This is a genomic window from Lewinella sp. 4G2, assembly GCF_001625015.1.
In the GTDB taxonomy this organism is placed as follows: Bacteria; Bacteroidota; Bacteroidia; order Chitinophagales; family Saprospiraceae; genus Neolewinella.
In genome coordinates this window covers 495,936-519,135 of sequence record NZ_LVWJ02000014.1, presented here as the reverse complement: position 1 = coordinate 519,135, position 23,200 = coordinate 495,936, and the positions used below count along the sequence as shown (strand labels likewise).

Sequence of the window (23,200 nt, the reverse complement as noted above, 5' to 3'; positions counted from 1 at the left end):
CGGGGTCGTTCGCGTTATCGTTTTGTGAACCTTCCTTCCATTTATAGGGTGGGCCACCTAACGGTGTGCCACCGCTACGTAGGCCGGCCCTTCGGGACGGGGATGGTTTTGGGGATTTTCCTTTCCCGGGGTCGTTCGGCTGCGCCTCTCTGACCCCGGGCTATCTTGGGGACCCCTACCGGGGTCTTTAATCGGACCCATAAAAACGCGTAATTTCACCCCATGACGTTACGCCAATTTCCTCTCCTCTTTTTATTGCTCATCCTATCCGCCTGCAGCAGCGAAGGGGGTACGGGCGCCCCTGAAATGTCCGACGCGGAAATGCGGGCGCACGCCGAAGAGCTGGTTCAACAATTCTTGATCACGGACGGGCACGTGGACTTGCCCTACCGGTTGAAGGTGAAGAATTTCAAATTGGATAAGGAGTTCCTCGGCATCCCCATTGAGACGGACGCGGGGGATTTTGATTACAAGCGGGCCGTCAAAGGAGGGTTGGACGCTCCCTTTATGTCGATCTACATCCCCAGTGGTTTGCAGGAGGAGCCGGGGGAGAGCCCCAAACTGGCGGATAGCCTTATCACCATGGTAAAAGGCATTGCGGCAGCCCACCCGGATAACTTCCGGATCACCACTACGCCGGAGGAAATGGTACAGAACTTCAAGAACGGCATCATGAGCCTGCCCATGGGTATGGAGAATGGCTCCCCCATCGAAGACCAACTGAGCCGGGTGGAGGAGTACCGCAATAAGGGCATCTCCTACATCACCCTCACGCACGCCAAGGATAACCTGATCTGCGACAGTAGTTACGACACCACGGCTACTCACGGTGGTTTGAGCGACTTTGGCCGGGAGGTCGTCGCCGAAATGAACCGAGTGGGGATCATGGTGGACATCAGCCACGTAAGTGACAGCACCTTCTGGCAGGTGGTAGAGATGACGGACGTGCCGATGATCGCCAGCCACTCCAGTGCCCGCCACTTCACCCCGGGCTTCGAACGCAATATGAGTGATGAGATGATCACCCGTTTGGGGGAAGAAGGTGGCGTTATCCAAATCAACTTCGGCTCCACTTTCCTGGATGGCAACCTGCGCAGCCGCCAGGATAGCCTCCGCGATATTTTTCGGGAACGTCTCGTTGAGGCTGGGATCGAATACGGCGACGAAGGAACGGAAGAACTGGAAGAAGCCTTCACCAAAGAATTCCCCACCCTGTACGCTGACGTGGAAACGGTCGCGGACCACATCGACCGCGTGGTTCAGTTCGCCGGCGTCGACCACGTTGGTTTCGGCTCGGACTTTGACGGCGTCGGTGATTCCTTACCTACAGGCCTGAAGGACGTAAGCGCCTACCCCAACCTCATCTACACGCTGCTCAAACGTGGATATTCGGACGAGGACATCGAGAAGATGTGTTCGGGTAACGTCCTGCGCGTGTGGCGGGCCGTGATGGCCGCAGCCAGCTAAGGCCAAACCTTAGCCCTTCAAATGAATTGTATTAACCAAGAAGACAAGCCCCCAATGAGTTACAACCCCGACTTAAGAATTTCCGTAGACGGCCGCGCCGTCGCCCGCGCTTTCGCCGACCACATCGTACAGAAACTGGCGGATAAACCGGAGGGGCCGATCTTCTGGGCGCTCTCGGGTGGCAGTACCCCTAAATTGCTGTTCAATCTATTGGCGGAGGAGTACGTCCACCGGATCGACTGGTCGCGCCTCCACTTTTTTTGGGGGGATGAGCGCTGCGTTCCCCACGATGACCCGGAGAGCAATTACGGTGAAGTCAAGCGACTTCTCTTTGATAAGGTGCCCGTCGTGCAGAGCCAGATCCACGCCGTCCCTACTGACTTGGCACCCGCGGCAGCGGCAAAAAAATACGCGGAAACGATGGTCCGTCTGCTCCCCATGAACAGCGATGGATTGCCGATCCTGGACATCAACATGCTCGGGATGGGCGGTGATGGTCACACGGCTTCCATTTTCCCCAGCAACATGAAGGAGTTGATGGACAGCAAAGAAATTTGCGCGGTAGCGACCCACCCGGAAAGCGGACAAAAGCGCGTAACGATGACCGGCCCGGTACTGAATGCCTCCGACGAGGTATCATTCCTAATCACCGGAAACGGCAAGACCCAACGGGTAGCGCAGATCCTGAACCGGGAGCACGGCGCCCAGGATTTCCCCGTAGCTCACGTGAACCCCACCTCGGGTAAACTGATCTGGTGGCTCGACAAAGCGGCAGCCAACGAGGTGGGGTACTAAAGTTCCAACCGTTGTTTTGCCCCTTCAATACTGATTTCTTGTCCCTATCTTTGTACTCCCAAAATTATAATCCCCATGGCAAATTCTACCGCCGCTGACCGCCGCAAATACTGGCTCTACTTTTTGATCTCCTTCGTGATCTTCGCGGTCATGCTCGTCTTCTTCAACCAGTGGTTCTGGGTCGCGATGCCATTCATGCTGACGTTCCTCGTGCTCGCACTGGGCTACATGTAGGCTATAACTCCTACTCAACAAATATCGAGGGTGCGTAACCTTCCGCCAGCAAAGTCATTTGCTTACGGGAGTTTACGCACCCTCTTCGTTTTCACGCTGCTCAAATACTGATGGCAGCTTGATCAATACTGCAGGTAGATCACGGCCTTTACCTCGTAAAAGTCTACGCCGGGGAACATGTCCTTGATGGGGTATTCTTCGAGGTAGGATTTCTTCGGCAACTCTTTCATCTCCTGCTCTAGCCCCACCCCTTTTAACGCCAGGATGCCGTTGGGAATAGCGTGTTGTTGCTTGCGCGTGATCAAGCGCATGCTCCACTCCGCAATGCGGGCCATTTTCGCTACGGCGCGGGTGACGACGAAATCGTACACCGGCTTCTTCAGTTCCTCCGCCCTCTTCTGTTCAGCCCGGACGTTCGTTAGCCCCAGCCCTTTGATCACCTCATTACAGACGCGAATCTTTTTGGCGATGCCGTCGATGAGGTGAAATTCAGTTTCCGGAAACAGGATGGCTAGGGGGATACCGGGGAAGCCACCGCCCGTCCCCAGGTCCAGGACCTTCGCTCCGGGTTTGAACCGTACCACTTTAGCAATGGCCAGCGAATGGAGAATATGGTTGGGGTACAAATTGTCAATATCCTTCCGGCTGATGACGTTGATCTTGGAGTTCCAATCGCGGTAGAGCGCATCCAGCTGGGCAAATTGCTCACGTTGCTTATCGGAAAGCTCAGGAAAATGTTGGTAAACTAATTCGGCGGACATGGGGCGGGGATATTTGCGGCAAAGCTACGGAGGCGGGGAATAGGGGGACGCTTTGAATTTTAGGGCTTGTAATCAGATTTTCGACAAGAAGGATAAGGAGGGAAAGGCGGATAAGAAGCTAGGCACACGTAACGTCAGTCTTCTCTTTCGTCTTAGCCGTCTTACGCTTCTTAGCGAAACAAGTTTGGCAGTTCTTAGCTACTTACGGCGTCTCCAGTTTCGCAAAGATGTACAAGGCGGTAGAGAGGTTTAAGAAGCAAGACACGGTGCCAGTCTTCTCTTTCGTCTTAGCCGTCTTACGCTTCTTTGCGAAACAAGTGTGGCTAGTTTCGAGCTACTTATTGCATATCTGGTTTCGCAAAGATGTACAAGGCGGTAGAGAGTTTTAAGAAGCAGGCGCGACAGCGCTCCCCTTATCCCTCTTTATCTCCTTTAACTCCTTGTCGAAAACAAACCGAGTCGCGTCTACCCAAACTTGATCAAGTTCAACAAGTCCTCCGCGCTCAGGCTAGCACTCTGCTCCGTACCACTCAACAAGCTATCCGCCAAGTCCCGCTTCTGGTGGTGAAGTTCCACGATCTTTTCTTCGATCGTGTTCTCGCTAACGAAGCGGTAAACGGTGACGGGGCGTTGCTGCCCAATCCGGTGAGCCCGGTCACTTGCTTGGTCTTCCACGGCGGGGTTCCACCAGGGGTCGAGGTGGAGAACGTAGTCGGCGGCGGTCAGGGTAAGGCCCGTACCACCAGCTTTCAGGGATATCAGGAAGACGTCACCATCGCCACGCTGGAAAGCCTGAACGGCCTCGTCGCGTTTCTTGCCCGGGGTAGATCCATCCAGGTATTGATAGGGGACACCCATCTCCTGCATCATCTTCTCCACCAGCTTGAGGTGGCGAACGAACTGGGAGAAGATCAGCGCCTTGTGGCCATTCTCCCGGAGTTCCTTGACGGTTTCGGCGACGAGTTCCAGTTTGGAGCTGTCGATGTCCACGCTTGGGTCCACCATTTTAGGGTGGCAGGCTGCTTGGCGAAGCTTCATCAGTTCAGCGAGAATCTGGAAGCGGCGGTTCTGGCCGTCGCTATTGTCGATCTGCTCCAAAGCATTCTGGCGGAGTGCCTCGTAGAAAGCCCGCTCCGACGGAGATAGCTCCACGGTGAGGGTGACTTCCGTCTTCGGTGGCAATTCTTCCAGTACTTCTTCTTTGCGCCGACGCAGGATGAATGGCTGGATCAAGCGGCGCAATTGTTGCCGCCTTTCGTTGTCGTTGTTCTTCGTTACCGGGATGGTGTACTTCTCGTTGAAGCGCTGGAACGTACCCAGTAACCCGGGATTGAGGAACTGGAACAGGTTCCACAGTTCACCCAGGTGGTTTTCGATCGGCGTACCCGTAGTGGCTACGCGGAAGTCTCCCTGTAGCGACATCGCTACCTGGCTCCGTTTCGTCCCCCGGTTCTTGATGGCCTGGGCTTCATCGAGGATGATCGTCCCGAAGCGTTTCGCGGCCAGGTTTTCCCCTTCGAAGGGTAGGAGGCCGTAGCTCACCACTAGCACGTCGTAGGGGCCGACGGACTCAATCATTGTTGCCCGGTCCGTTCCACCCAGGAGGATTGGGTTTAGTGTTGGGGCAAATTTGGCGGCTTCCCGCATCCAGTTACGGGTAACGGAAGCGGGGGCAATGACGAGGGCGGGGCCTTGTTCGGCACGGGCCAACAGACAGGCTAGGCCCTGGATGGTCTTACCCAGACCCATATCATCCGCCAAGCAGGCACCGACGCCCCATTCGGCGAGGCGCATCAGCCACCGGAAACCATCTAACTGGTAGGGGCGCAATTCTGCCCGGAAGGTGGAAGGCACGCGGGCAATGGTCGTCCCTACGGATTGAATTCGCTGGATGGATTCCCGCCAGGCAACGTCAGCTTCGAAGTCGCCCAATTGGTCGGCCACGTCGTCGAGGATGCCGGCGGCGAGCGGGTGGAGGTGGAGACCATCCTTATCCTGGCTCATGAGGCCCTCCATTTCGGAGAGCTTACGGCGTAGGGATTCGGTGAGGGCCACGTACTGGCCTTCACTTAGCTGGATGAACTGGCTCTGCTCGTTTTCGGCCACCTTTTCCATCAGTTCGCGGAAGTTGATGACCTGGTTATCGTCCACGCGGAGCTCACCTTCAACGTCGAACCAGCCTGCTTTTTCTTTGACGCCGAGGCTGAGATCGCTGAAATCCACGCTGCCGACGAGACGGATACGCTCGCCGCGGGGGTGTTCCAGGACGATCTTGTCCAGCGCCCGTAAGGGTTGTAGTTCAAGCAGGATGGACAGGCAATCTTCCACTTCGTCTACCTGCCACTCGTAGTCGCGGTGGACGAGTTTCTGTAGGGTAGGACAGTCGAGAATGACCTCTTCGGCCAGCTCGATCTCTTTTTTCATGTTGCGTTCCGCCAGGATGCGTTGACCGGCGACTTCACCGATGACCTTGTTGCGACCCTTGCCCGGCTTAAAGTACTGGTCTTCCGCCGCGAGGGGCTTGACGAAGAACTCCACCTTAAAGGTCTCCCCGATGGGTAGCAGGTGGACGTAAGTCCGCTGGTCCGCCTTCGTTTGGTCGACGTCGTCGATCAGGCCGTTGAGGGTACTCTGTACTTCGACGAGTTTGCTCAGGTTACGGCTGACCTCCTGCACGCGGTGGCGGGCCCGTTTGGGAATCTCCAATCCGTTACCGATCTGGCGGTGGATGGCATCGTGGCTGTCGTTTACCTCGATCACTTGGTAGCGAGTCGGCGTCTCTTTGACTACCTGTACGCCCGTTCCTACAAAATCCTGGGCGAAGCGGACGAAGAGGCGGTTGTCCCCTTCCTCAATGAGGAGTTGGGGGTTACGGCGGACGAGGTCTACCCCTACCGCCGGATTCTTTAGCAGGTACAGGTGGGGATGGCCCACCATCGCCAGTAAGGCGTCTTCGTAACGAATCGTGTAGCTGCCGGCCGGGTGGAATTTCGTCGCGTCGTCCTCAATCGTTTGGGCGACGGATACGTCCTGCGGTGTCATCCCCTCTACTTCGCCGGTCTTGACGCGCTTGAGGGAAACTTTCCTGCCTTTGGACCAGGTGCCATTCTTTCCTAGCGTCTGTTCGCGGGGTTCCAATTCCCGGGTATCGAAGTCGACGAACCAGACGAAGCGGGAAGTTTTCTTGGCTTTCTTATCCGACCCTTTTTCGAGGGAGGACATGGAGGCAAGGACTTCCAGCGCCCGCTCCCACGGCTCGATGCGGGGCATGGCGTCGGAAAGGGAGAAAATGCGGAGCTCATCGCTCAGGCTATTGGCGCGTTCCGTGTAAGCCTGGCGCGCTTGCGGGTCCGCGTGGCGTAGGCCGAGGACGCGCGTCAGTTCCATTTCCATCCAGCGGTAGCCGTTGGTGGCGGCTTTGTCCCGCAATTCATCGAGGATGGTCAGGTAGGCTTCCGGGGCGGGTTCCGAAGAAGGGCTCGTCCACAGGTCGTACAGAGCGCGGAAGGTGAGGGTGAAGGCGTTTTGCTCGGTACGGTCCAATCCGTCAAGGGCGATGCGCTGGGCCTCTTCGTCGTTGCGTAGGTAAGCTTGCAGGGCACGGAAGACCAGAAAAGTACCCCCAAGGCGGAGGTTCTGGGTCGGTTCCATGGCGTCCAGGTTCCTACCGAAGGCGCTGCCGGACTTCACGCCACCGGCGCGGAGCATGGAAAGTTGGTAGAGGTAACCTGCGAGGTGGGTAGGGTACTTATTAGCGTGGTCCCGCTGGAATCCCACCTTCACCGCTTTGATTAGTTTTTCGGCGCCCTCATCGTCGTCGCGCAGTACGCGGTAGATCAGGTTGTTGGCGGCTTTGCGCCAGTCGTCCGTTTCCAGGTCGGCCCACAGTTGTAGTCGGGACCATTTGCCCTGGAGGACGAATGCTTCTGCTAGCAAATCCCGCAAGGCACCTGCGTCAGCGCCCCGAATACCGTCGTACTGCTCGAGGAATTCGATCAGCGGGTCGAGCGGTTCTACCTGATTGATGGCGCGGCGGAAGGCCCGGTTCACGCTCTCGATGCGCCAGGCGGCGGGCAGGGTTTCTACCCAACGGGCGCTGAATTCATCGTACAGCGGGTCGGTAAAGAAGCCGGTGGCCGCCTTGTCGGGGTAGAAGGTTTCGGTATCCTTCTGCAGGCGCTCAAACTGGCTTTCGTTCTGGAGGTAAAAGTTGATGCGGATCTCCCGCATGAGGGCGCGGGCGCTGGAGGGTTGCCAGTAAGTCTTGTAGGGAAGCTCGCGGCGGATCTCATTGAGCAGGTGGGCAAAATCCGGCCGGCGGCTGGCGCGGCGCATAATGCGTTCGCTAATGTCGGGTGAGATACGCCAACTGCGTTCATCGTGCTTGACGAAAAGCCCCAACTCGTGGAGCTTATGAACGATCTCCTCGGTTACCGCGTGGGTGAACCTATTCTCTCCCTTGGGCGGGTGCAGCCCAATCTTGTTGAGGAGGCGGGAAAGGTCCAGGACGGACCGCTCCTCGTACACCATACTGAGTACGACGGCAACGTCGCGTTCAGTAGCGGAAAGGTCGGCCCAGAGTGCTCTAAAATTACCGTTCATTCAGTTGGGGTTAACCCCTTTTCAATGTCTGAGCGCTCCCTTTAGTTGGCTTCCGGAGCGGTTTTTTGGCCGATCTGAAAGTCAGCCGTCGTAAGGGGCTGATTACTAGGAAGGGAGGTGGGGAATTAAATTTTGCTAGCGCTTGGTTCTCTGGCCGGACGCTCGCAGGAGTTCAATTTTTGCTGCGCGCGAATTGACCACGCTACGAGGTCCTTGGGGGTAGGTAAAGAGTTAGAACCTTACACACTTCATTAGGTCCTCGTGGCGTCCGACGCAGGAGGTCCCGCGAGCGTCCGGATTGAAAAGACGTTTGAAGTTTGATTTTAGATTTTAGACGGGGGGGCCGGACGCTCGCAGGAGTTCAATTCTTGCTGCGCGCGAATTGACCACGCTACGAGGTCCTTGGGGGTAGGTAAAGAGTTAGAACCTTACACACTTCATTAGGTCCTCGTGGCGTCCGACGCAGGAGGTCCCGCGAGCGTCCGGATTGAAAAGACGTTTGAAGTTTGATTTTAGATTTTAGTGTGCCTAACCAAATAGCGTTGACAGATTAATAATGAAGTCGCGCCATTACGCACGACGGTTTTTAAATTTTTCCTCAGTTAGGTACTTGACACCGGCGGGGAGTATTTGCCCACGCCCCTCACGGGCATACTTGCCGGGCGTGGGTAAATACTTCACGACGGTTGGGCACAGGTCTTCATTCACCCCCTGGCCGTCCTTGATCAAGAGCGCATAGCGGTAGCCTGGCTGATCCGATCGCCAGCCGGCCACAAAGGCTTTGGGACTGCTTCGCAACGGCAACCTTCCGTGGATCCGTTTGGTATTATAGTGCTTCACGGCTCTGTTTACCAGGCGCTTTAGCTGGTCAAAGTCTTTGGGTTGCCAGTGGTCGAGGTACTCTTGTTTGATCACACCGTTGAGGCGTTCAGCGTAAGCATTGTCCAGCGCTACGTCGCACATACTACTTGAGATGCCTCTGCTACGCAGTCGTTCGACGAACTGACGACTACGATACTGCGAACCACCATCGCTGTGGAAGATGAGACCCTGTAGATCTGACTGACCACACTGGCGAAAAGCGCTTTCCAAGGCAGCGATGTTTGCCGTTGCCAGTAGGTGTTTGCTCGTATGGACACCTACGATCTGACGGCTATAAACGTCAATGATGAAGGTGATGTAGTAAAAGCTATTGTTGATGCGATAGTACGTCGTATCGCTCTGCCATACTTGGTTAACCCCATTGATAATCAGTTCTTTAATTAAATTAGGATAGCGATAGGACCCCGATCGGGTTACCCGCACGTAGTTGCGTTTACGGACTAGGGCATAGCCACGCCGGGTCATCTCACGGCAGAATGCGTTGCGCGAGATATGCCGCGGCCGTAGCATACTCCAGGCTTTCTGTAGGCCCAGGCCGGGGTGTTCTCTGCGCAACAGTTTTAACTGAGACTCAGCTCCGTTCATGGCATCCTCGTACTTAGCTCGGCGCTTCCAAAAAGCAGCGTGAGCTTGTCGACTAACGCCCAAGGCTAAATAGATCGTTTGCTTCGTCATTGGCTCTTCTTTTTGCTCGAAGAGTCGGCTGAGCGCAGTGTGGAAGCAGCTTTTTTTTTGAACTCCGGCATCTCCTCTTCGTAAATGGCCAGCATTCTCGTTTTGTGGTCAAGTTGAATGGCCATCCGACCGAGGAGGGCTTGCTGTTCGGCGAGCTGACGTTGCAGTTCTGCAAGCTTAGCAGTTTGACTATTGGGGACTTCGACGATAACGGCATTCTTCTTGGCCATGCTACTGTATTTAGCGATCCAGTTGTAGATCGTTTGATAAGATACGCCGTAAAGCTGGACCATTTGCTTGACACTAAAGGTGCCCTCCTCAAAATCTTTGACGCGGGCTCGTTTGAAGCACTCGCCGTAGCGCTTGGTGGGACGGATCTTCCGATTTTTTGTTGACATTTCGATGCATTGGTGTCAACGTATTTGGTTTAGGACATAGACGGGGGGGCCGGACGCTCGCAGGAGTTCAATTCTTGCTGCGCGCGAATTGACCACGCTACGAGGTCCTTGGGGGTAGGTAAAGAGTTAGAACCTTACACATTTCAATAGGTCCTCGTGGCGTCCGACGCAGGAGGTCCCGCGAGCGTCCGGATTGAAAAAGACATTAGATTTTAGACGGGTAACTACCCTACCCAACCCGCTCTGGCGCATACCCCTTATTGATCACCGGCAACAGCAACAGCGCCACTAAACCAATCAGTACGTTACAGCCAATCTGGATCGTAAAGAAGCTGATATTGGACCAACTAAACGCATTCAGCGCGCTCACGCCGTAGAGTTGCAGCGCCTCTCCCGTCAGAAAGTGGTAGGTGCCCATGCCGCCGGGGCTCGGGATGACGATGCCCCAGCCGCCACTCACAAAAGTGACGAGCGCGGCGACGGGGGATAGGGCTTCCGTCGGTTTAAAGGCCAGGATGGTGAACCAGGTCATCAGGAAGTACATCACCCAGATGTTGACGCTGTGAAAGAGGAACAAGGCCGGGCTTTTGACCCGCAGGGCCGTCTGAATGCCTTCGCCAAAACCCTTCAGGATATCCATGATCTTCCCCCCAATTTTAGTGGCCATAATGCGCTGCCGCTGGTGCCAGAGTAGGTAGAGGAGGATGCATCCCAAAGCGCCGCCGATCCCCAGGATGTACGGCAGCGACGCAAACTTGGAAACGTCCACGGACGAAAGTACCCAGTCCATTATCACGTCCTTGCCCAGCACCAGCGCCAGCGCCGTAGCGATCAGAATGAAGATGACGTCGACCATGCGCTCTACGACGACCGTGCCGACGACGCGTTCTAGCGCAATGTTTTCGTAGCGGGCCATGGTGGCTGGCCGCAGAATCTCGCCCAAACGCGGGAAGCCAAGGTTCGCGAAGTAGCCGAGATTGATGGTGAGAAAAGCGTTGCTCAGCTTCGGCGTATTGCCAAAAGTGCGCAACATCATGTTCCACCGCAGCGCCCGGCTGAGGTTGGAAACGCAGAAGGCCAGGAGCGTGAGGAAGAGGTAGAACGGGCTGGCGCTGCGGAAATCCGCCGCCAATTTATCGAGCAAGCTGCACTGATCCTCGGGCACCCCGTCGAGCTGGCACTGCAAAAGGTAAGCCGCCTGCTGGCTCCGGTACATCAGGTAAAGGATGCCCACCCCGACACCGACGAAGGCGATGAATTTCAGGGCATTGGCGAGGCGCTTGTTCATGCCGCAAAGGTAAGGCCCCGCCGTAAAGCTTTACTCGAGGTTCTCGGCCTCGGAATTCGGCGTATTGTCAAATTCGACACGGATGGGGATGTCACGCGCGCCGCCGTAAAGTTTGACCTCCGTGATGTCCGCCGGCATGTTGTAGCCCGTCCGGTCGATGGCGTTTTTCACGTCGCGGATAACGAGTCCCCGACTCTGCAGGGAATTGGCCCGGAAATCCTTGGTGTGGAGCCAGAAATAGACCTTAAGATTGACGGTGCTTACCCCGAGCTCGTCCTCAATCACGAAGTTCTCGTGCTCCTCGTCGTGGACGACGTTCGGGTGGTCATCCAGCACTTCCTGAATGACGGCCTTAGCCCCATCAATGTCGTCGCCGTAGTCGATTCCGACGCTGAAGTCACTGCGGATGAAGCCATCCGCCGTATAGTTCTGCAGGGGTTTTTTAAGTACGTCGGCGTTGGGGATGTAGATGTCCTTACCGTCGAAAGTTTTCAGGTGGGTATAACGGAGATTCAGGCCCCGCACCTTGCCGAAGTAGCCGTCGATCTCGATCGTATCGAGCACCTCGAAAGGCCGGTTGAAGGCCAGCACGATGCCGGCGATGAAGTTCTCCCCGATGTCCTGAAACGCAAAACCCAACACGACTGCTCCCACGCCGGCCGCACCGAAAATACCGGCGGCGATTCCGCCCAGCCCCATGGCGTTCAGGGCCAGCAATACGACGCCGATGATGAGCAGAATGCGCAGCGTATTCGTGAGGAAACGCCCCATCAGCGGGTCATCCATCCGGGAAAGGATCTTTTGCCCGGCCAACTTGGCCAGCCACCGCGCCACGAAGAGCCCCACGATGATGATGATCAACGCCAGGATGAGGCCGGGGATGGCCAGCAACAGGTCGCTCCACAGCTCCCTGACGAGGTCCTGAATCGAATCCACTTTTTCTTCTACCTGATCTTCCATGGCGGTGGAACGGAGGAATTTTGGGGAGGTTCTTGGGGAAGGGGCTTAACAGGGCGCTGCCGCGGGTGCCAAGCAAGTGGGCAAGCAATTAGGACCGAGGTGAGAATTTAGGACCAACCCCTTTACGTACGGAAACACCGTACACTCAGCCGATGCCACCACCCCTACGCCCCCCGGTCGTATCTTCGCGCCCATATGGACATTATAGCAATCGTAGGCCGACCCAACGTGGGGAAATCAACCCTCTACAACCGCCTCATCGGCGAAAAGCAGAGCATCGTTGATGACCAATCCGGCGTAACGCGGGACCGCCAGTACGGCCACTCCCACTGGAACGGAAAGGAATTCGCCGTGGTCGATACCGGGGGCTTCGTCCGTAATTCGGACGACGTCTTCGAAGCCGCCATCCGCGACCAGGTGGAGATCGCCATCGACGAAGCGAAGGTGATCATCTTTATGGTGGACGTTTCTACCGGCATCACCGACCTTGACGAGGAGGTGGCCAAAATGCTCCGCCGCACCGACAAGCCGGTTTTCCTGGCCGTCAACAAGGTAGACAACCACGCACGGACGCTGGAAGCCGCCGAATTCTGGTCCATGGGCTTCCCCGATACCCACTACCTCTCCTCCGTCACCGGCTCCGGTACGGGTGATTTGCTCGACGAGGTAGTGAAGCACATCGAGAACTACGAAGAGGAGGAAACGACCTTACCGCAAGTGACCATCGTCGGCCAACCGAACGCCGGTAAGTCCTCCTTCATCAACGCCCTGCTCGGCGAGGAGCGCAACATCGTAACTGATATTGCCGGGACGACGCGGGACACCATCAACAGCCACTACAACAAGTTCGGCCACGAATTCAACCTGATCGATACGGCCGGGATCCGCAAGAAGGCCAAGGTCTACGAAAACCTGGAGTTCTACTCCGTCATGCGCGCCGTCCGGGCCATTGAGCGGGCGGACATCGTCGTCCTGATGATTTCCGCCGAGGACGGGGTGGAAAGCCAGGATCTGGCCATTTTCCGCATCGCCCAGAAGCGTAATAAGGGGGTCGTCATCGCCGTGAATAAGTGGGACCTCATCAAGGATAAGGAAACCAATACGACGCGGGATTTTGAGGCCAAGGTCCGCGAACGTTTCGCCCCTTTCACCGACGTGCCGATCATTTTCATGAGCGTCACCGAGAAGCAGCGGATCATGAAGACGGTCGAGGCCGCCATGCAGGTATTCGAGAACCGTAACCGCCGCATCCCAACCTCCAAGTTGAACGAGGTGATGCAAAACGCCATGGAGCGCTACAGCCCGCCGAGCTACCGTGGCCGGGAGATCTCCATCAAGTACGTCGTCCAGCTACCGATCGCCTACCCGGCCTTCGCCTTCTACTGCAACCACCCGCAGCACATGAAGGACAGCTACAAGAATTACCTGGAGAACCAACTCCGCCAAGCCTTCGACTTTACGGGCGTACCGATCTCCATCTTCTTCCGTAAAAAGTAGGCGGGGAGACGCGCAACGTTAAATTTTATCGGCTAATCTCTACTAGGTACGTACAACTGTACCTTTAGCAACCGTCTCTTCCTGAAAAGACGGTAAGAAGTAGAGATGAACACCTTCACGTATTGGTTCGGAACTAAAGCGAGCGGCCGGCTACTGCCACTGCTCCTGGTGGCTTTATGTAGCCTGCATTGGAACCAATTAGCAGGGCAAAACACCGAACCCGACTTGCTGACGGGGTGCATCACCAGCCAGGCCAACCAACAACTACTGGACCGCTACCCGGACCTAAAGACCGAGGAAGCGATCCTGGAGCAAGCCTGGCAAAAAAGCCAGCGTTCGCCGACCGCCACCAAAAGCCTGATGCCGGCTTACACCCTGCCCATCGTTTTCCACGTCGTCCACAACGGCGGGGCGGAGAACATTCCGGACGCGGACATCCTGCGCAGCCTCGACTTTGCGAACCAAGCCTTCGCCAATCAGGGCTACTTCGACCGGGGGACGGGGGCCGACACCGACATCCAATTCTGTCTGGCGCGGCGGACGCCCGATAACCAGCCAACGAGCGGTATCACCCGGACCCAATCACCCCTCACCAGTCTCACGGCTACGGACGATGAGCTCGCCCTCAAGAACCTGAGACGCTTCGACCCGACCAAATACATCAACGTTTGGGTGGTGGACGAAATCTGTGGCCTCGGTTTTGGCTGTGGCGTGGCGGGTTACGCTTATTACCCTTCGGCCCACGGTCGGGAATTCGACGGAATTGTGGTCGAAGCCCGCGGACTGACCGGCGGCGAGGCCGGCGTCACTACCCTCATCCACGAACTGGGCCACTACCTCGGCCTCGCCCATACCTTCGACGGTGGCTGTAAAAACGATGACTGCCTACAGGACGGCGACCGCGTCTGCGATACCCCGCCCGATGCTTCCCGCGCCGGCGTCCCCTGCAACGGATCGGCCAACAGCTGTACGACGGACACAAACTCCGGCTTCGCGACGGACCAGGACGACCACTTCTACAACTACATGGATTACGGCCGCCAGGATTGCCGCCACGAGTTCACTCCCGGGCAGGGCGACCGGATGGAGTTCTTCCTTACTGGCCGCCGCAAAAGTCTGTTGACCAGCCTCGCCTGCCAGGTCCCCTGCCCGGCACCGATCACGGCCAACTTCATCGGCGGGGACGTGACGGTAGAGGTAGGGACGACTATCAACTTCAGTTCCACCGGAACCAACGGAGATAATTTTACGTGGAGCGTCAACGAAACGGACGAAGGGTCGGGGACTAGCTTTAGTCGCCAATTCCCGGTGGAGGGTTTCTTCCGCCTCCAGCTCGTCGTATCCAGCAATGACCCGCTGTGTGGTCCGGACTCCCTTACCCAATTCGTACGAGTTGAGTGTACTAGCCAGACCTCATTCGGCATCCCGGCCTCCATCGAGGTGGGGCAGCCGGCGACCTTTACGAATACCAGCAGCGCAGTGGCCTCCGAAACGTGGACGGTTGACGGTGTGGTGGCTTCACCTACGGGCAGGGATCTCACCTTTACCTTCCCCACCGCGGGGGTGTACGAGATTTGTCTGGCGGCGGATTTTGGATTCTGCGCGGAGACCCGGTGCCGACTGGTTTTCGTCAGCCGGCCGCCCTGCGTTGGTCCTGACTGTCCTTTTCAGGAACCCGGTTGTACGGCGCCCTTCGCCGCTCAGTTCGAGCGGGGCGACTTTGGCCGGAGTACGTTGTTTAGCACGGTCCTCCACGCGCCGACGGGTTACTACGTCGGGGGGAATACGAGTAATGGCCCCTATGTCGCCTTTTTCGATCTTGATCTCAACCAGGTGTGGCACACCGAGCTTTATCCGGAACGTAACTGGGCCCCGGTCAGGGAGATGATCCTCGATGATGCGGGTAACCTGGCTTGCCTGGTAACCGCGGGAGTGCCGGGTTCCTTTGTAACCCACCTTTTCAGCGTGGATGGCACTACCGGAGACGTGAACTGGGCCTTTAATTATTCAACTGCTTCTGGGCGGCTGGGCATCAACACCCTGGTGCAGCCGGGGCCGGGCCAGAACTACCTGCTGTTCGGCAATATCAACCAGACCAACGTAGGGCTGGCGGGCCTCAGCCAGGGGGTTGTCTTACGAATAGATCCGGCTACCGGAGGGCCACTTACTACTTCGCAAACGTTAACTGGGCGGGAGTACCTCGACTTCAGAAGGGCACGCTACGATGCGGCCTCGAACCGAGTGTACGTGGCTACCATGGAACGCCGGGCAAATAGCATCAATCCCACCTTGGCCTGTTTCAATCCCGATGGTAGTCTGGTGTTTACCCGCAGGTTCGTGCAGGACATCCTTGATGCTAATATTGACGTAGCCATTACGGGCAACCGCGTCATCACGATGGCGGAAACATCCATGGTAAACACCGGGCAGACTCACCTGTACGGTACGAACCTGGACGGCCAGTTACTCTGGGTAAAACGCCTCCCCATCTTGTTTGGATACCGGGCACAGTCTTTAAAGTCTACGGCCACAGGGTTCCTCTACCTAGGCGCACGGACGCTGAATTTAGCCTTCAGGGATGCAACCTTATTACGGTTTGATACAGACGGCCAGCTCCTGTGGGGCAATGTTTACGAAAACCTGTACCGCACCACTACACCTTTAGGCAGATCGTTAGATGCCATTGGGGATCAACCCTTACTGGTCGGGAATCAACTTTCTGGTTCCGGCAACACGATACCAATTATGAATCTCCTGCGGGAAGATGGTACCGTTGCCAATGACTGCCTCACCAACCGGGAGTACGACCCCGATATTTTAGACGTTGCCGTACGGATGAGCGTAAGCCAATTCCAAAGCCAGCCACTAGCGGTAGAACGGGAAGAATTCTTCTGGGAACCCATCGGTGATCTCCTCAGTACCGTCGCCTGCCGGGATACCTGCCCCGACGACGGTGACCCCGGAGGCCCTACGGACGACGATATCGAAATCTGTGATAATGACCTCGACGATGACGACGATGGGCTCACGGATTGTGACGATCCGGACCTGGCTTTCACCTGTTGTTGTTTGCCATCCCAGACTCTGATGTTACCCCAAGATTCTACGCTTTGCGATAACGTCCCCGTCCGCCTGGGTGTAGCCGATTCTTTTGCGGTTTACCAGTGGTCCACTGGGGAGACGTCCGATAGCGTTACCGTCTTTGCGCCGGGGACGTACTGGCTCACGGCGACGGATTCCTGCGGTTTCGTGGCTACGGACACCATCACCCTGCACCTGCGGCAGCGCCCGGATCCCGTTGATCTTGGACCGGACCAAACGGTGTGCGACAATGGCGTCGTACCCCTCGCCGCGCCTCCGGGATACGCCAGTTACCGCTGGGTGGACGGGACGACCGAACGGACCTTTACGGCTTTCGCAGCCGGCGAATACTGGGTGGAAGCCACGGATAGTTGCGGGCGGATCGGGCGCGATACGATGCGCGTGATAACGGAGCCGACCACGAAGATTGACCTGGGGCCGGACACCATTATCTGCTTCGGCCAGGAACTCGTATTTAGCCTCAATGGCTTCAATAATTACCAGTGGACGAGCAGCACTTACTTGGACTGCGACGACTGCCCAACGGTCCGTTTTACCCCCGAGCGGGACACGATGCTGTTCGTCGCCGCCGAGTTGAGCCGCGGGTGCATCAGTACGGACAGCATCCTCGTTGAGGTCACCGATGCGCTACCGGGCGCGCGGCAGGAAATGACGCTGTGCCCCGGCGATAGCCTCTTTTTCGACGGCGCAAACCGGGGTGGCGCGGGAACTTTTATCGCCTCCACCGCGGCTGATTGTACGGCGCCGGATACGCTGGCCTTGTTCGTGGCACCGACTCCCGCTGTAAGTACCGAAACCACGGCTCAGGATTGCGGGGGCGCTGCCGCAGGTGCCGGGCGGGTGACGATCGGGCCGGGCGCCGGGCTGGTGGACATCCGCTGGGCCAACGGAGCAACAACGAACGAAGTGACCAACCTGCCGGCGGGCGTGTACGGAGTCACGGTAACCAACTCCGCCGGCTGCACGACCGAGGACAGCATCATCGTAGTGCCCAGCCGCGTCCCCACCCTTACGCTGACGGCCGCGGCGGCCACGTGCCCCGGTGCCGACGATGGAAGCCTCGTGATCCTGGGCGACTCCCTCGGCCTCGAATACCAACTCGCCGGTGGCGCCGTGCGTATGGTCCCCCGGTTTGATTCCCTGGCGGCCGGTTCGTATACGCTACGGGCGGGTATCCCGAATGGTTGCGATACGACGTATACGGTCATGATTGGCGAAGGACAGGGCTACGCTTTTGATTTGGGCCCAGACCGTTTCGTTCGTCTGGGAGATAGCGTGGAGGTTGGCCCGCTAGGCTTTGTCCCGGACAGCCTGCCCTACCTCCTGCGGACGACCTTCGGAGATACTTGTACAAATTGTCCGTTTCTGAGCGTCCGCCCTCCGGCCACCGGCGCAGCTACGGTGACTGCCGTGGACCCCTCCGGCTGCGTAATCGACGCCGAACTCCAACTGATCGTTGACCGCAAGGATCTGGTGTACATCCCCTCCGCCTTCAGCCCCAATTCGGATGGTAATAATGACCGTTTCCGGATCTACCCCGGCCCGGCGGTGGTGGCCGTAGAATCCCTGGAAGTCTACCAACGCTGGGGTGGCCGCGTATTCCGCAGCGAATCCAATGACCCCGCCTCCGACTTGGCCAGCTGGGACGGGCGCCTGGACGGAAAACTGATGAACCCCGCCGTGTTTATCTACCGGGCCCAGGTCCGGCTCTTTACCGGTGAGGTCGTCTCTTACACCGGTGATGTGGTGTTGATGCGGTAAGATCGACTGGAACGTTATCACCGCTATGGTGGGATTGGTAAGGCCAACTCTACAATCTACTCCCCAACCGAAAAGTGCTTCCGAAAGATGAAGTAAAGCACCGGCCCGACGAGTGGAAGTAGCAGTACAGCGTAAACCCCACCGTTGCTGAGCCCGGCGCGGGTGCGGGCGGCCAGATCCGCCCTGGCGATGCGGAGGATGGGCCAGTAAACGGCCACGGCGACGGTGAGGACGCCTAGCATGACGAGGGTTTGGCGCATTGGATTTGGGGTTTGCCTTCCTAACGCCCGGGCAAAAGCAGGGTTCAGCGAATTAATAAACCTATCCCAGGGGAAGCCGTTCCCTTGCCATGACGACACTCAAAGCTGGCGATAAAGCCCCCGGTTTCACCGGAACCCTGCAGGACGGATCCACCGTAAGCCTGGCCGATTACGCCGGGAAGAAACTCATCATCTTCTTCTACCCCAAGGACGATACGCCCGGCTGCACTGCCGCCGCCTGCTCGCTACGGGATAACTACGACGTGCTGAAAGAGAAAGGGTACGAGCTCCTCGGCGTGAGCCCGGACAAACCCGCCAAGCACCTGAAGTTCATCAACAAGTACGACCTGCCCATGCCGCTGGTCGCGGACGAGGAACACAAGATGATGGACGCCTACGGCACCTGGGGGCCGAAGAAGTTCATGGGCCGGGAATACGATGGTGTGCTCAGAACCACGGTGGTGATCAACGAAGACGGTATTGTGGACCGGGTGTACACCAAGGTGAAGACGAAAGTGCACGCGGATCAGATTTTGGCGGATGAACCGGGGGGTATGTAATAGTTGATATTTGATTAGTGAGGAATGATTTGCTACTCAGCTACTTCGTGGTCCGGCCTATCGTGGTGTTCCAAACCGGGAACGTCAGTCGGGAATTGTAGTGATTTAGCTGTCCGTGTAAACACCTATTCTTTCTCCCTACCTTCCTGCTCCTTTGTAAAATCCCCTGCGTAATCCCAACCGTATCCTACATCTTGGAAGGTATCCGTGCCGGCCTGATCCTCAGCTTGCTGGTGGGGCCGATCCTGGTGCTGTTGTTGCAACTGAGTTTGCGACGGGGGACGTTCATGGCGCTCGTGGGGGCGGCGGGCATTTGGGTGAGCGACCTGATCTACGTGCTCCTGACCCATTACGGGATGGGGGCCGTGACGAAGTTTACGGCTTACCCCTATTTCGCCGAGGTGGTGGGCACGGTTGGGATGATCCTGCTGGTCGGGATGGCCACGATCATGTGGTTCCGCCCCCCGGTCATCATCGAGGCGGACAGCGAACGGATCCGGACCCGGCGCAGCGTGCTGGGTGCCTTTTTGCAGGGGGTAGCCATCAATGCCTTCAACCCATTTACCATTGGTTTCTGGACGGTGTTTTCCATTACCCAGATTCACGACCGGGACCTCCCCGAGCCGTCCGCCTGGGCTATTTACGGCGGCATCCTGGGTACGATCATTCTGACGGATACGCTTAAAGTGCTCTCTGCTAAAAAGCTGCGAGAATTTTTGCAGCCGGAGATGGTAATCAAGGTGCAGCGGTTTGGGGCGTTGGCGCTGGGGATGTTTGGGTTGGTGCTGGGGCTAAGGGTTTGGTGGTAACTTCCCCATCGTGACGTGGTTAAAGCCGCGCCCTCCACGCAATGAAGCACCTTCTTCCTACCATCGTACTGGCTCAGTTCTGCTGTACTTCCGTTTGGTTTGCGGGTAATGCGGTGATGGGAGATCTGGCCGCTACTTTCGGCCTGCCCGTAGGCGCCGTGGGGAACATCACCTCTGCGGTCCAGATTGGATTCATTGTCGGAACACTCGTTTTTGCGGTCTTCTCCATTGCGGATCGTTTTTCCCCTTCGAAGGTCTTTTTCTTCTCGGCCCTCGCCGCAGCCGGGTCCAACCTAAGTGCGACGTGGGAAATGAGTACCTACCCCACGCTCCTTGCCGGAAGGTTTTTGACGGGATTTTTCCTGGCGGGCATTTATCCAATTGGGATGAAGATTGCCGCTGATTATTACCGTGAGGGCCTGGGGCGGTCCCTCGGATATCTGGTGGGCGCTCTGGTGTTGGGCACGGCCTTTCCCCACCTCATTAAAGGGCTTGGTGGAGCGCTACCCTGGGAGTTGATCCTCTACTTCACTTCCGCCCTCGCCGCACTGGGAGGCTTATCCATGTGGTGGCTGGTCCCGGACGGTCCTCACCGCCGCGGAGGACAAGGGGTACAACTGACGTCCTTTCTCCGCGTTTTTCAACGCAAATCCTTCCGGGCCGCGGCCTTCGGCTACTTCGGGCATATGTGGGAATTGTATGCCTTCTGGGCCTTCGTTCCGGTTTGGCTGCTGGCCTACTTTGGCAGCGATGGCACGGCGAATGCTCTTTCCCTCTGGGCTTTCGGGATAATTGCCGCTGGTGCCCTGGCCTGCGTATTTGGTGGCCAACTCAGTGCCACTTACGGGGTGCGACGGACGGCACGGACTGCGCTTGGTGCCTCCGGGCTTTGTTGTTTGTTATCCCCGCTGTTCTTCTTGGCGCCGGCCTCTGTTTTTCTGCCCTTCCTGATATTCTGGGGGATGGTGGTTGTGGCAGATTCCCCCCTGTTTTCGACGCTGGTGGCCGGCGCGGCCGATCCGGAGATCAAGGGGACGGCCCTGACGATTGTGAACTGTATCGGCTTCGCGGTGACGATCGGTAGCCTGCAACTACTGGGGTACGCGGTGGACTGGGTGGAGCCGGAGTACTTGTTTTTGTTGTTGTTGCCGGGGCCGGTTTTGGGGCTTTTTTTTGGGAGGGGGTAGGGTGGGTATTCTTTGTTTAATCGGAAGGGTAGTTGTCGCATTGTGGGTTGGGCCACCGTCGCATTGTAGAGTGGGCCACCTGACGGTGTGCCACCGCTACGTAGGCCGGCCCTTCGGGACGGGTAGTCTTGTGTGGGGTCAGAATACGCTGAGGTAGCCTAGGTGGACCTTTGGGTTGCCGGCATCGAAGGGGACGCCGTTGCTGCGGCCGAGGGCCAGGCTGAGGCCGAAGATGCCGGCGCGGGTTTCGAAATTGACGCCGGCGCCGAAGCCCAGGGGGTAATCGATTTCCAGTTTGGGTTGGGTCTGGTTACGGCCGTTGACGCGGGCGGCGTCGGCGAAGGTGTAGAGGTAAGCGTTACCGCCGAGGAGTAGACGGAGTTCGAGGGTGGCCACCAAGTAGTCGCGGGCAAAAATGGATTGCTCGTCGAACCCCCGCAGCAGGTTGGCGCCGCCGAGGCGGAACTGTTCGTTGATGAGGACCTGGTCCCGACCAAACAGGGCCGCGCCGCGGAGGCCACCGTAGACGACCACTCCGCCAAAGGCTGGGAGGTAGTAATCCGCCCCGCCCTCCAGTTTGATCTGGCCGCGGTTGTTGGGTAGGGAGTCCACTTCGGGTACGTCCAGTAGTTTGCGGAAGCCGGCGGCTAAACTTAGGTTGGCGGCGTAACCCCGGCGGGGGCTGAAGCGGCGGTCCGTCCGCACCCGGCTGGCGCTGATGCCGAAGAAGGAGCGGCGCACCCCGGCCGTATCGTTGGGCATGGGGTTGATCGTTTCGGACCGATCGGACTGGCCGGGAATGATCGTCCGCCGGTTTTCCCAGAAGAGGCTGAGGCGGTCGTTTCCTTCGCGGAGGTAGGTCGCCGCGGCGCGCCAGTTAAGGTTGAGGAAGGTCGAATCCCGCCGGTACAAGTCCAATTCCCCCTCGAAGCCGAAGGGGAGGCCGAGCACGTAGGGGTAATCCACCAGCAACGCTAATTCCTGGGTTTGGGGGCGGAGTTGCTCGAAGCGGGCCAGGATCCGTTCGCCCTGCCCGAAGCCATTATACAGCTCCCCGTTCAGGTCGCCGGTGAAGAGGATGCCGCCGTCCGTACCACTGCCGGGCAGGACGCCAATCACAAAATCAAACCGGCTGGCGGACCGCTTTTTTAGCTGCAGATCGAAGAAGGCCAGGCTGTCCTCAAAGCTGATCCGCGGTGGGCCGGATACGCTCAGGTAGGGCAGTTGGGCGAGCCGGTCATTCAGGCGGCGGACTTGTTTTTGGCGGTAGGGTTCCCCCGGGCTGAGGCCCAGGTACCGTTGCAGGAAGAGCGGCCTTACCCGCGCCGTTTCCGGATAGCGCACGTCACCCACGCGAATGAGGGGGCCGGTCCGGACGCTCAGTCTGGCGGCTAGTTCGCCGGGGGCGAGCCATTCGATGCTGTCGAGGCCAACGGTTGCGAAGGGGTAGCCGTCGTTCGCCGCGCGGCTCACGATGCTGTCGCGCAGTTCCGTCCATTCATCCGGGTCCAGGGCGCTGCTGCGGGTGTAGCGCTGGGGACGGTACCCCGCCCTTTTCACCCATTTCCGAATCACGTCATTGCCGGGGATCCGCAATTCACGCCAGACGTAACGCGGGCCGGTGTGGGTGACGGCGCGGAAAGCCAGGGGGCCAGTCCGGTAGAGGGTATCGACGGAAGCTTCCCAGTAGGCCCCGGCGAGTTGTTTGTCCTTCCATTCGGAGAGCTCTGCTCGGACGTCCGTACTATCGGCGAAGGTTTTAGGAGATATTTCCCAGGTGTTTCCGTCGGTACTCAGTTCGAGGGTGACCTGTCCGTTTACTTGCCCATTGCTTAGCACCAGCGACAGCGCCCAGAAGAGTACGAATTTGATAGAGAAATTTGTGGACACGATACTTAGCTTCATTGCCTAAGCTACATTACAACTTCATCGTAGTGCTTTGGTGCTTTGGTACTTTGGTGG

The 23,200-nt window shown here is 57.7% G+C and carries 16 protein-coding genes; 8 read left to right on the top strand and 8 right to left on the bottom strand.

The genetic code is table 11. The features are described from left to right. Nucleotides 1-222 precede the first annotated feature (222 nt). From A3850_RS03615 to A3850_RS20285, 3 genes are all read left to right on the top strand, one after another. On the top strand, nucleotides 223-1,467 hold the full coding sequence (locus tag A3850_RS03615) for a dipeptidase (protein WP_068214286.1): 1,245 nt from the start codon (nucleotides 223-225) through the stop codon (nucleotides 1,465-1,467). A gap of 54 nt (nucleotides 1,468-1,521) precedes the next feature. After that, nucleotides 1,522-2,262, top strand: a complete 741-nt coding sequence (gene pgl, locus A3850_RS03610) for a 6-phosphogluconolactonase (protein ID WP_068219377.1) — start codon at nucleotides 1,522-1,524, stop codon at nucleotides 2,260-2,262. A gap of 75 nt (nucleotides 2,263-2,337) precedes the next feature. Then, entirely contained in the window at nucleotides 2,338-2,496 is a 159-nt protein-coding gene (locus tag A3850_RS20285; protein ID WP_197493979.1) for a hypothetical protein, read from the top strand. 122 nt (nucleotides 2,497-2,618) lie between these two features. On the opposite strand, the gene rsmG is transcribed toward A3850_RS20285, so the two are convergent. From rsmG to A3850_RS03580, 6 genes are all read right to left on the bottom strand, one after another. Next, nucleotides 2,619-3,257 (bottom strand): 16S rRNA (guanine(527)-N(7))-methyltransferase RsmG, encoded by a 639-nt coding sequence (gene rsmG / locus A3850_RS03605; protein ID WP_068214283.1) that lies wholly within the window; start codon nucleotides 3,255-3,257, stop codon nucleotides 2,619-2,621. 465 nt (nucleotides 3,258-3,722) lie between these two features. Then, nucleotides 3,723-7,859, bottom strand: a complete 4,137-nt coding sequence (locus tag A3850_RS03600) for a DEAD/DEAH box helicase (protein WP_068214281.1) — start codon at nucleotides 7,857-7,859, stop codon at nucleotides 3,723-3,725. 570 nt (nucleotides 7,860-8,429) lie between these two features. Continuing rightward, the gene (locus A3850_RS03595; protein ID WP_068214173.1) at nucleotides 8,430-9,416 is read right to left on the bottom strand and encodes an IS3 family transposase; all 987 of its coding nucleotides are present in this window, start codon (nucleotides 9,414-9,416) and stop codon (nucleotides 8,430-8,432) included. Then, nucleotides 9,413-9,814, bottom strand: a complete 402-nt coding sequence (locus A3850_RS03590; protein WP_068214175.1) for a transposase — start codon at nucleotides 9,812-9,814, stop codon at nucleotides 9,413-9,415. The genes A3850_RS03595 and A3850_RS03590 overlap by 4 nt, the downstream gene beginning before the upstream one ends. A gap of 229 nt (nucleotides 9,815-10,043) precedes the next feature. Continuing rightward, nucleotides 10,044-11,102: a lysylphosphatidylglycerol synthase transmembrane domain-containing protein gene (locus tag A3850_RS03585; protein ID WP_068214278.1), complete on the bottom strand. Its 1,059-nt coding sequence runs from the start codon at nucleotides 11,100-11,102 to the stop codon at nucleotides 10,044-10,046. 30 nt (nucleotides 11,103-11,132) lie between these two features. Then, nucleotides 11,133-12,062, bottom strand: coding sequence for a mechanosensitive ion channel family protein (locus A3850_RS03580; protein WP_068214275.1), 930 nt, complete (start codon nucleotides 12,060-12,062; stop codon nucleotides 11,133-11,135). A 195-nt stretch (nucleotides 12,063-12,257) separates the two neighbouring features. Between A3850_RS03580 and der the strand changes: the two genes are divergently transcribed. Together der and A3850_RS03570 are read left to right on the top strand one after the other, a co-directional pair. Then, complete coding sequence (der, locus tag A3850_RS03575; RefSeq protein WP_068214273.1) at nucleotides 12,258-13,559, top strand: ribosome biogenesis GTPase Der; 1,302 nt, start codon at nucleotides 12,258-12,260, stop codon at nucleotides 13,557-13,559. A gap of 105 nt (nucleotides 13,560-13,664) precedes the next feature. Then, complete coding sequence (locus A3850_RS03570) at nucleotides 13,665-18,422, top strand: M43 family zinc metalloprotease (RefSeq protein ID WP_068214272.1); 4,758 nt, start codon at nucleotides 13,665-13,667, stop codon at nucleotides 18,420-18,422. Between the two features lie 56 nt (nucleotides 18,423-18,478). Here A3850_RS03570 and A3850_RS03565 read toward each other — a convergent pair whose 3' ends face one another. After that, nucleotides 18,479-18,682: a hypothetical protein gene (locus A3850_RS03565; protein WP_068214270.1), complete on the bottom strand. Its 204-nt coding sequence runs from the start codon at nucleotides 18,680-18,682 to the stop codon at nucleotides 18,479-18,481. An 89-nt stretch (nucleotides 18,683-18,771) separates the two neighbouring features. Here A3850_RS03565 and bcp point away from each other — a divergent pair, with 89 nt between their 5' ends. The 3 genes from bcp to A3850_RS03550 all read left to right on the top strand — a co-directional run bounded on the left by bcp (nucleotide 18,772) and on the right by A3850_RS03550 (nucleotide 21,238). Next, nucleotides 18,772-19,242, top strand: a complete 471-nt coding sequence (gene bcp / locus A3850_RS03560) for a thioredoxin-dependent thiol peroxidase (protein WP_068214268.1) — start codon at nucleotides 18,772-18,774, stop codon at nucleotides 19,240-19,242. Nucleotides 19,243-19,436: 194 nt separating this feature from the next. Continuing rightward, entirely contained in the window at nucleotides 19,437-20,051 is a 615-nt protein-coding gene (locus tag A3850_RS03555; RefSeq protein ID WP_068214266.1) for a LysE family translocator, read from the top strand. A 41-nt stretch (nucleotides 20,052-20,092) separates the two neighbouring features. Then, nucleotides 20,093-21,238, top strand: coding sequence for an MFS transporter (locus A3850_RS03550; protein WP_068214264.1), 1,146 nt, complete (start codon nucleotides 20,093-20,095; stop codon nucleotides 21,236-21,238). 138 nt (nucleotides 21,239-21,376) lie between these two features. On the opposite strand, the gene A3850_RS03545 is transcribed toward A3850_RS03550, so the two are convergent. After that, nucleotides 21,377-23,128, bottom strand: a complete 1,752-nt coding sequence (locus A3850_RS03545) for a BamA/TamA family outer membrane protein (RefSeq protein WP_197493978.1) — start codon at nucleotides 23,126-23,128, stop codon at nucleotides 21,377-21,379. Between the last annotated feature and the right edge of the window lie 72 nt (nucleotides 23,129-23,200).

Coding starts and splice junctions, on each gene's coding strand:
- A3850_RS03585 (WP_068214278.1), bottom strand. CDS start 11,102: ATGAACAAGCGCCTCGCCAATGCCCTGAAATTCATCGCCTTCGTCGGT.
- A3850_RS03600 (WP_068214281.1), bottom strand. CDS start 7,859: ATGAACGGTAATTTTAGAGCACTCTGGGCCGACCTTTCCGCTACTGAA.
- A3850_RS03550 (WP_068214264.1), top strand. CDS start 20,093: ATGAAGCACCTTCTTCCTACCATCGTACTGGCTCAGTTCTGCTGTACT.
- A3850_RS03590 (WP_068214175.1), bottom strand. CDS start 9,814: ATGTCAACAAAAAATCGGAAGATCCGTCCCACCAAGCGCTACGGCGAG.
- A3850_RS20285 (WP_197493979.1), top strand. CDS start 2,338: ATGGCAAATTCTACCGCCGCTGACCGCCGCAAATACTGGCTCTACTTT.
- A3850_RS03570 (WP_068214272.1), top strand. CDS start 13,665: ATGAACACCTTCACGTATTGGTTCGGAACTAAAGCGAGCGGCCGGCTA.
- der (WP_068214273.1), top strand. CDS start 12,258: ATGGACATTATAGCAATCGTAGGCCGACCCAACGTGGGGAAATCAACC.
- A3850_RS03595 (WP_068214173.1), bottom strand. CDS start 9,416: ATGACGAAGCAAACGATCTATTTAGCCTTGGGCGTTAGTCGACAAGCT.
- A3850_RS03615 (WP_068214286.1), top strand. CDS start 223: ATGACGTTACGCCAATTTCCTCTCCTCTTTTTATTGCTCATCCTATCC.
- A3850_RS03565 (WP_068214270.1), bottom strand. CDS start 18,682: ATGCGCCAAACCCTCGTCATGCTAGGCGTCCTCACCGTCGCCGTGGCC.
- bcp (WP_068214268.1), top strand. CDS start 18,772: ATGACGACACTCAAAGCTGGCGATAAAGCCCCCGGTTTCACCGGAACC.
- pgl (WP_068219377.1), top strand. CDS start 1,522: ATGAGTTACAACCCCGACTTAAGAATTTCCGTAGACGGCCGCGCCGTC.
- rsmG (WP_068214283.1), bottom strand. CDS start 3,257: ATGTCCGCCGAATTAGTTTACCAACATTTTCCTGAGCTTTCCGATAAG.
- A3850_RS03580 (WP_068214275.1), bottom strand. CDS start 12,062: ATGGAAGATCAGGTAGAAGAAAAAGTGGATTCGATTCAGGACCTCGTC.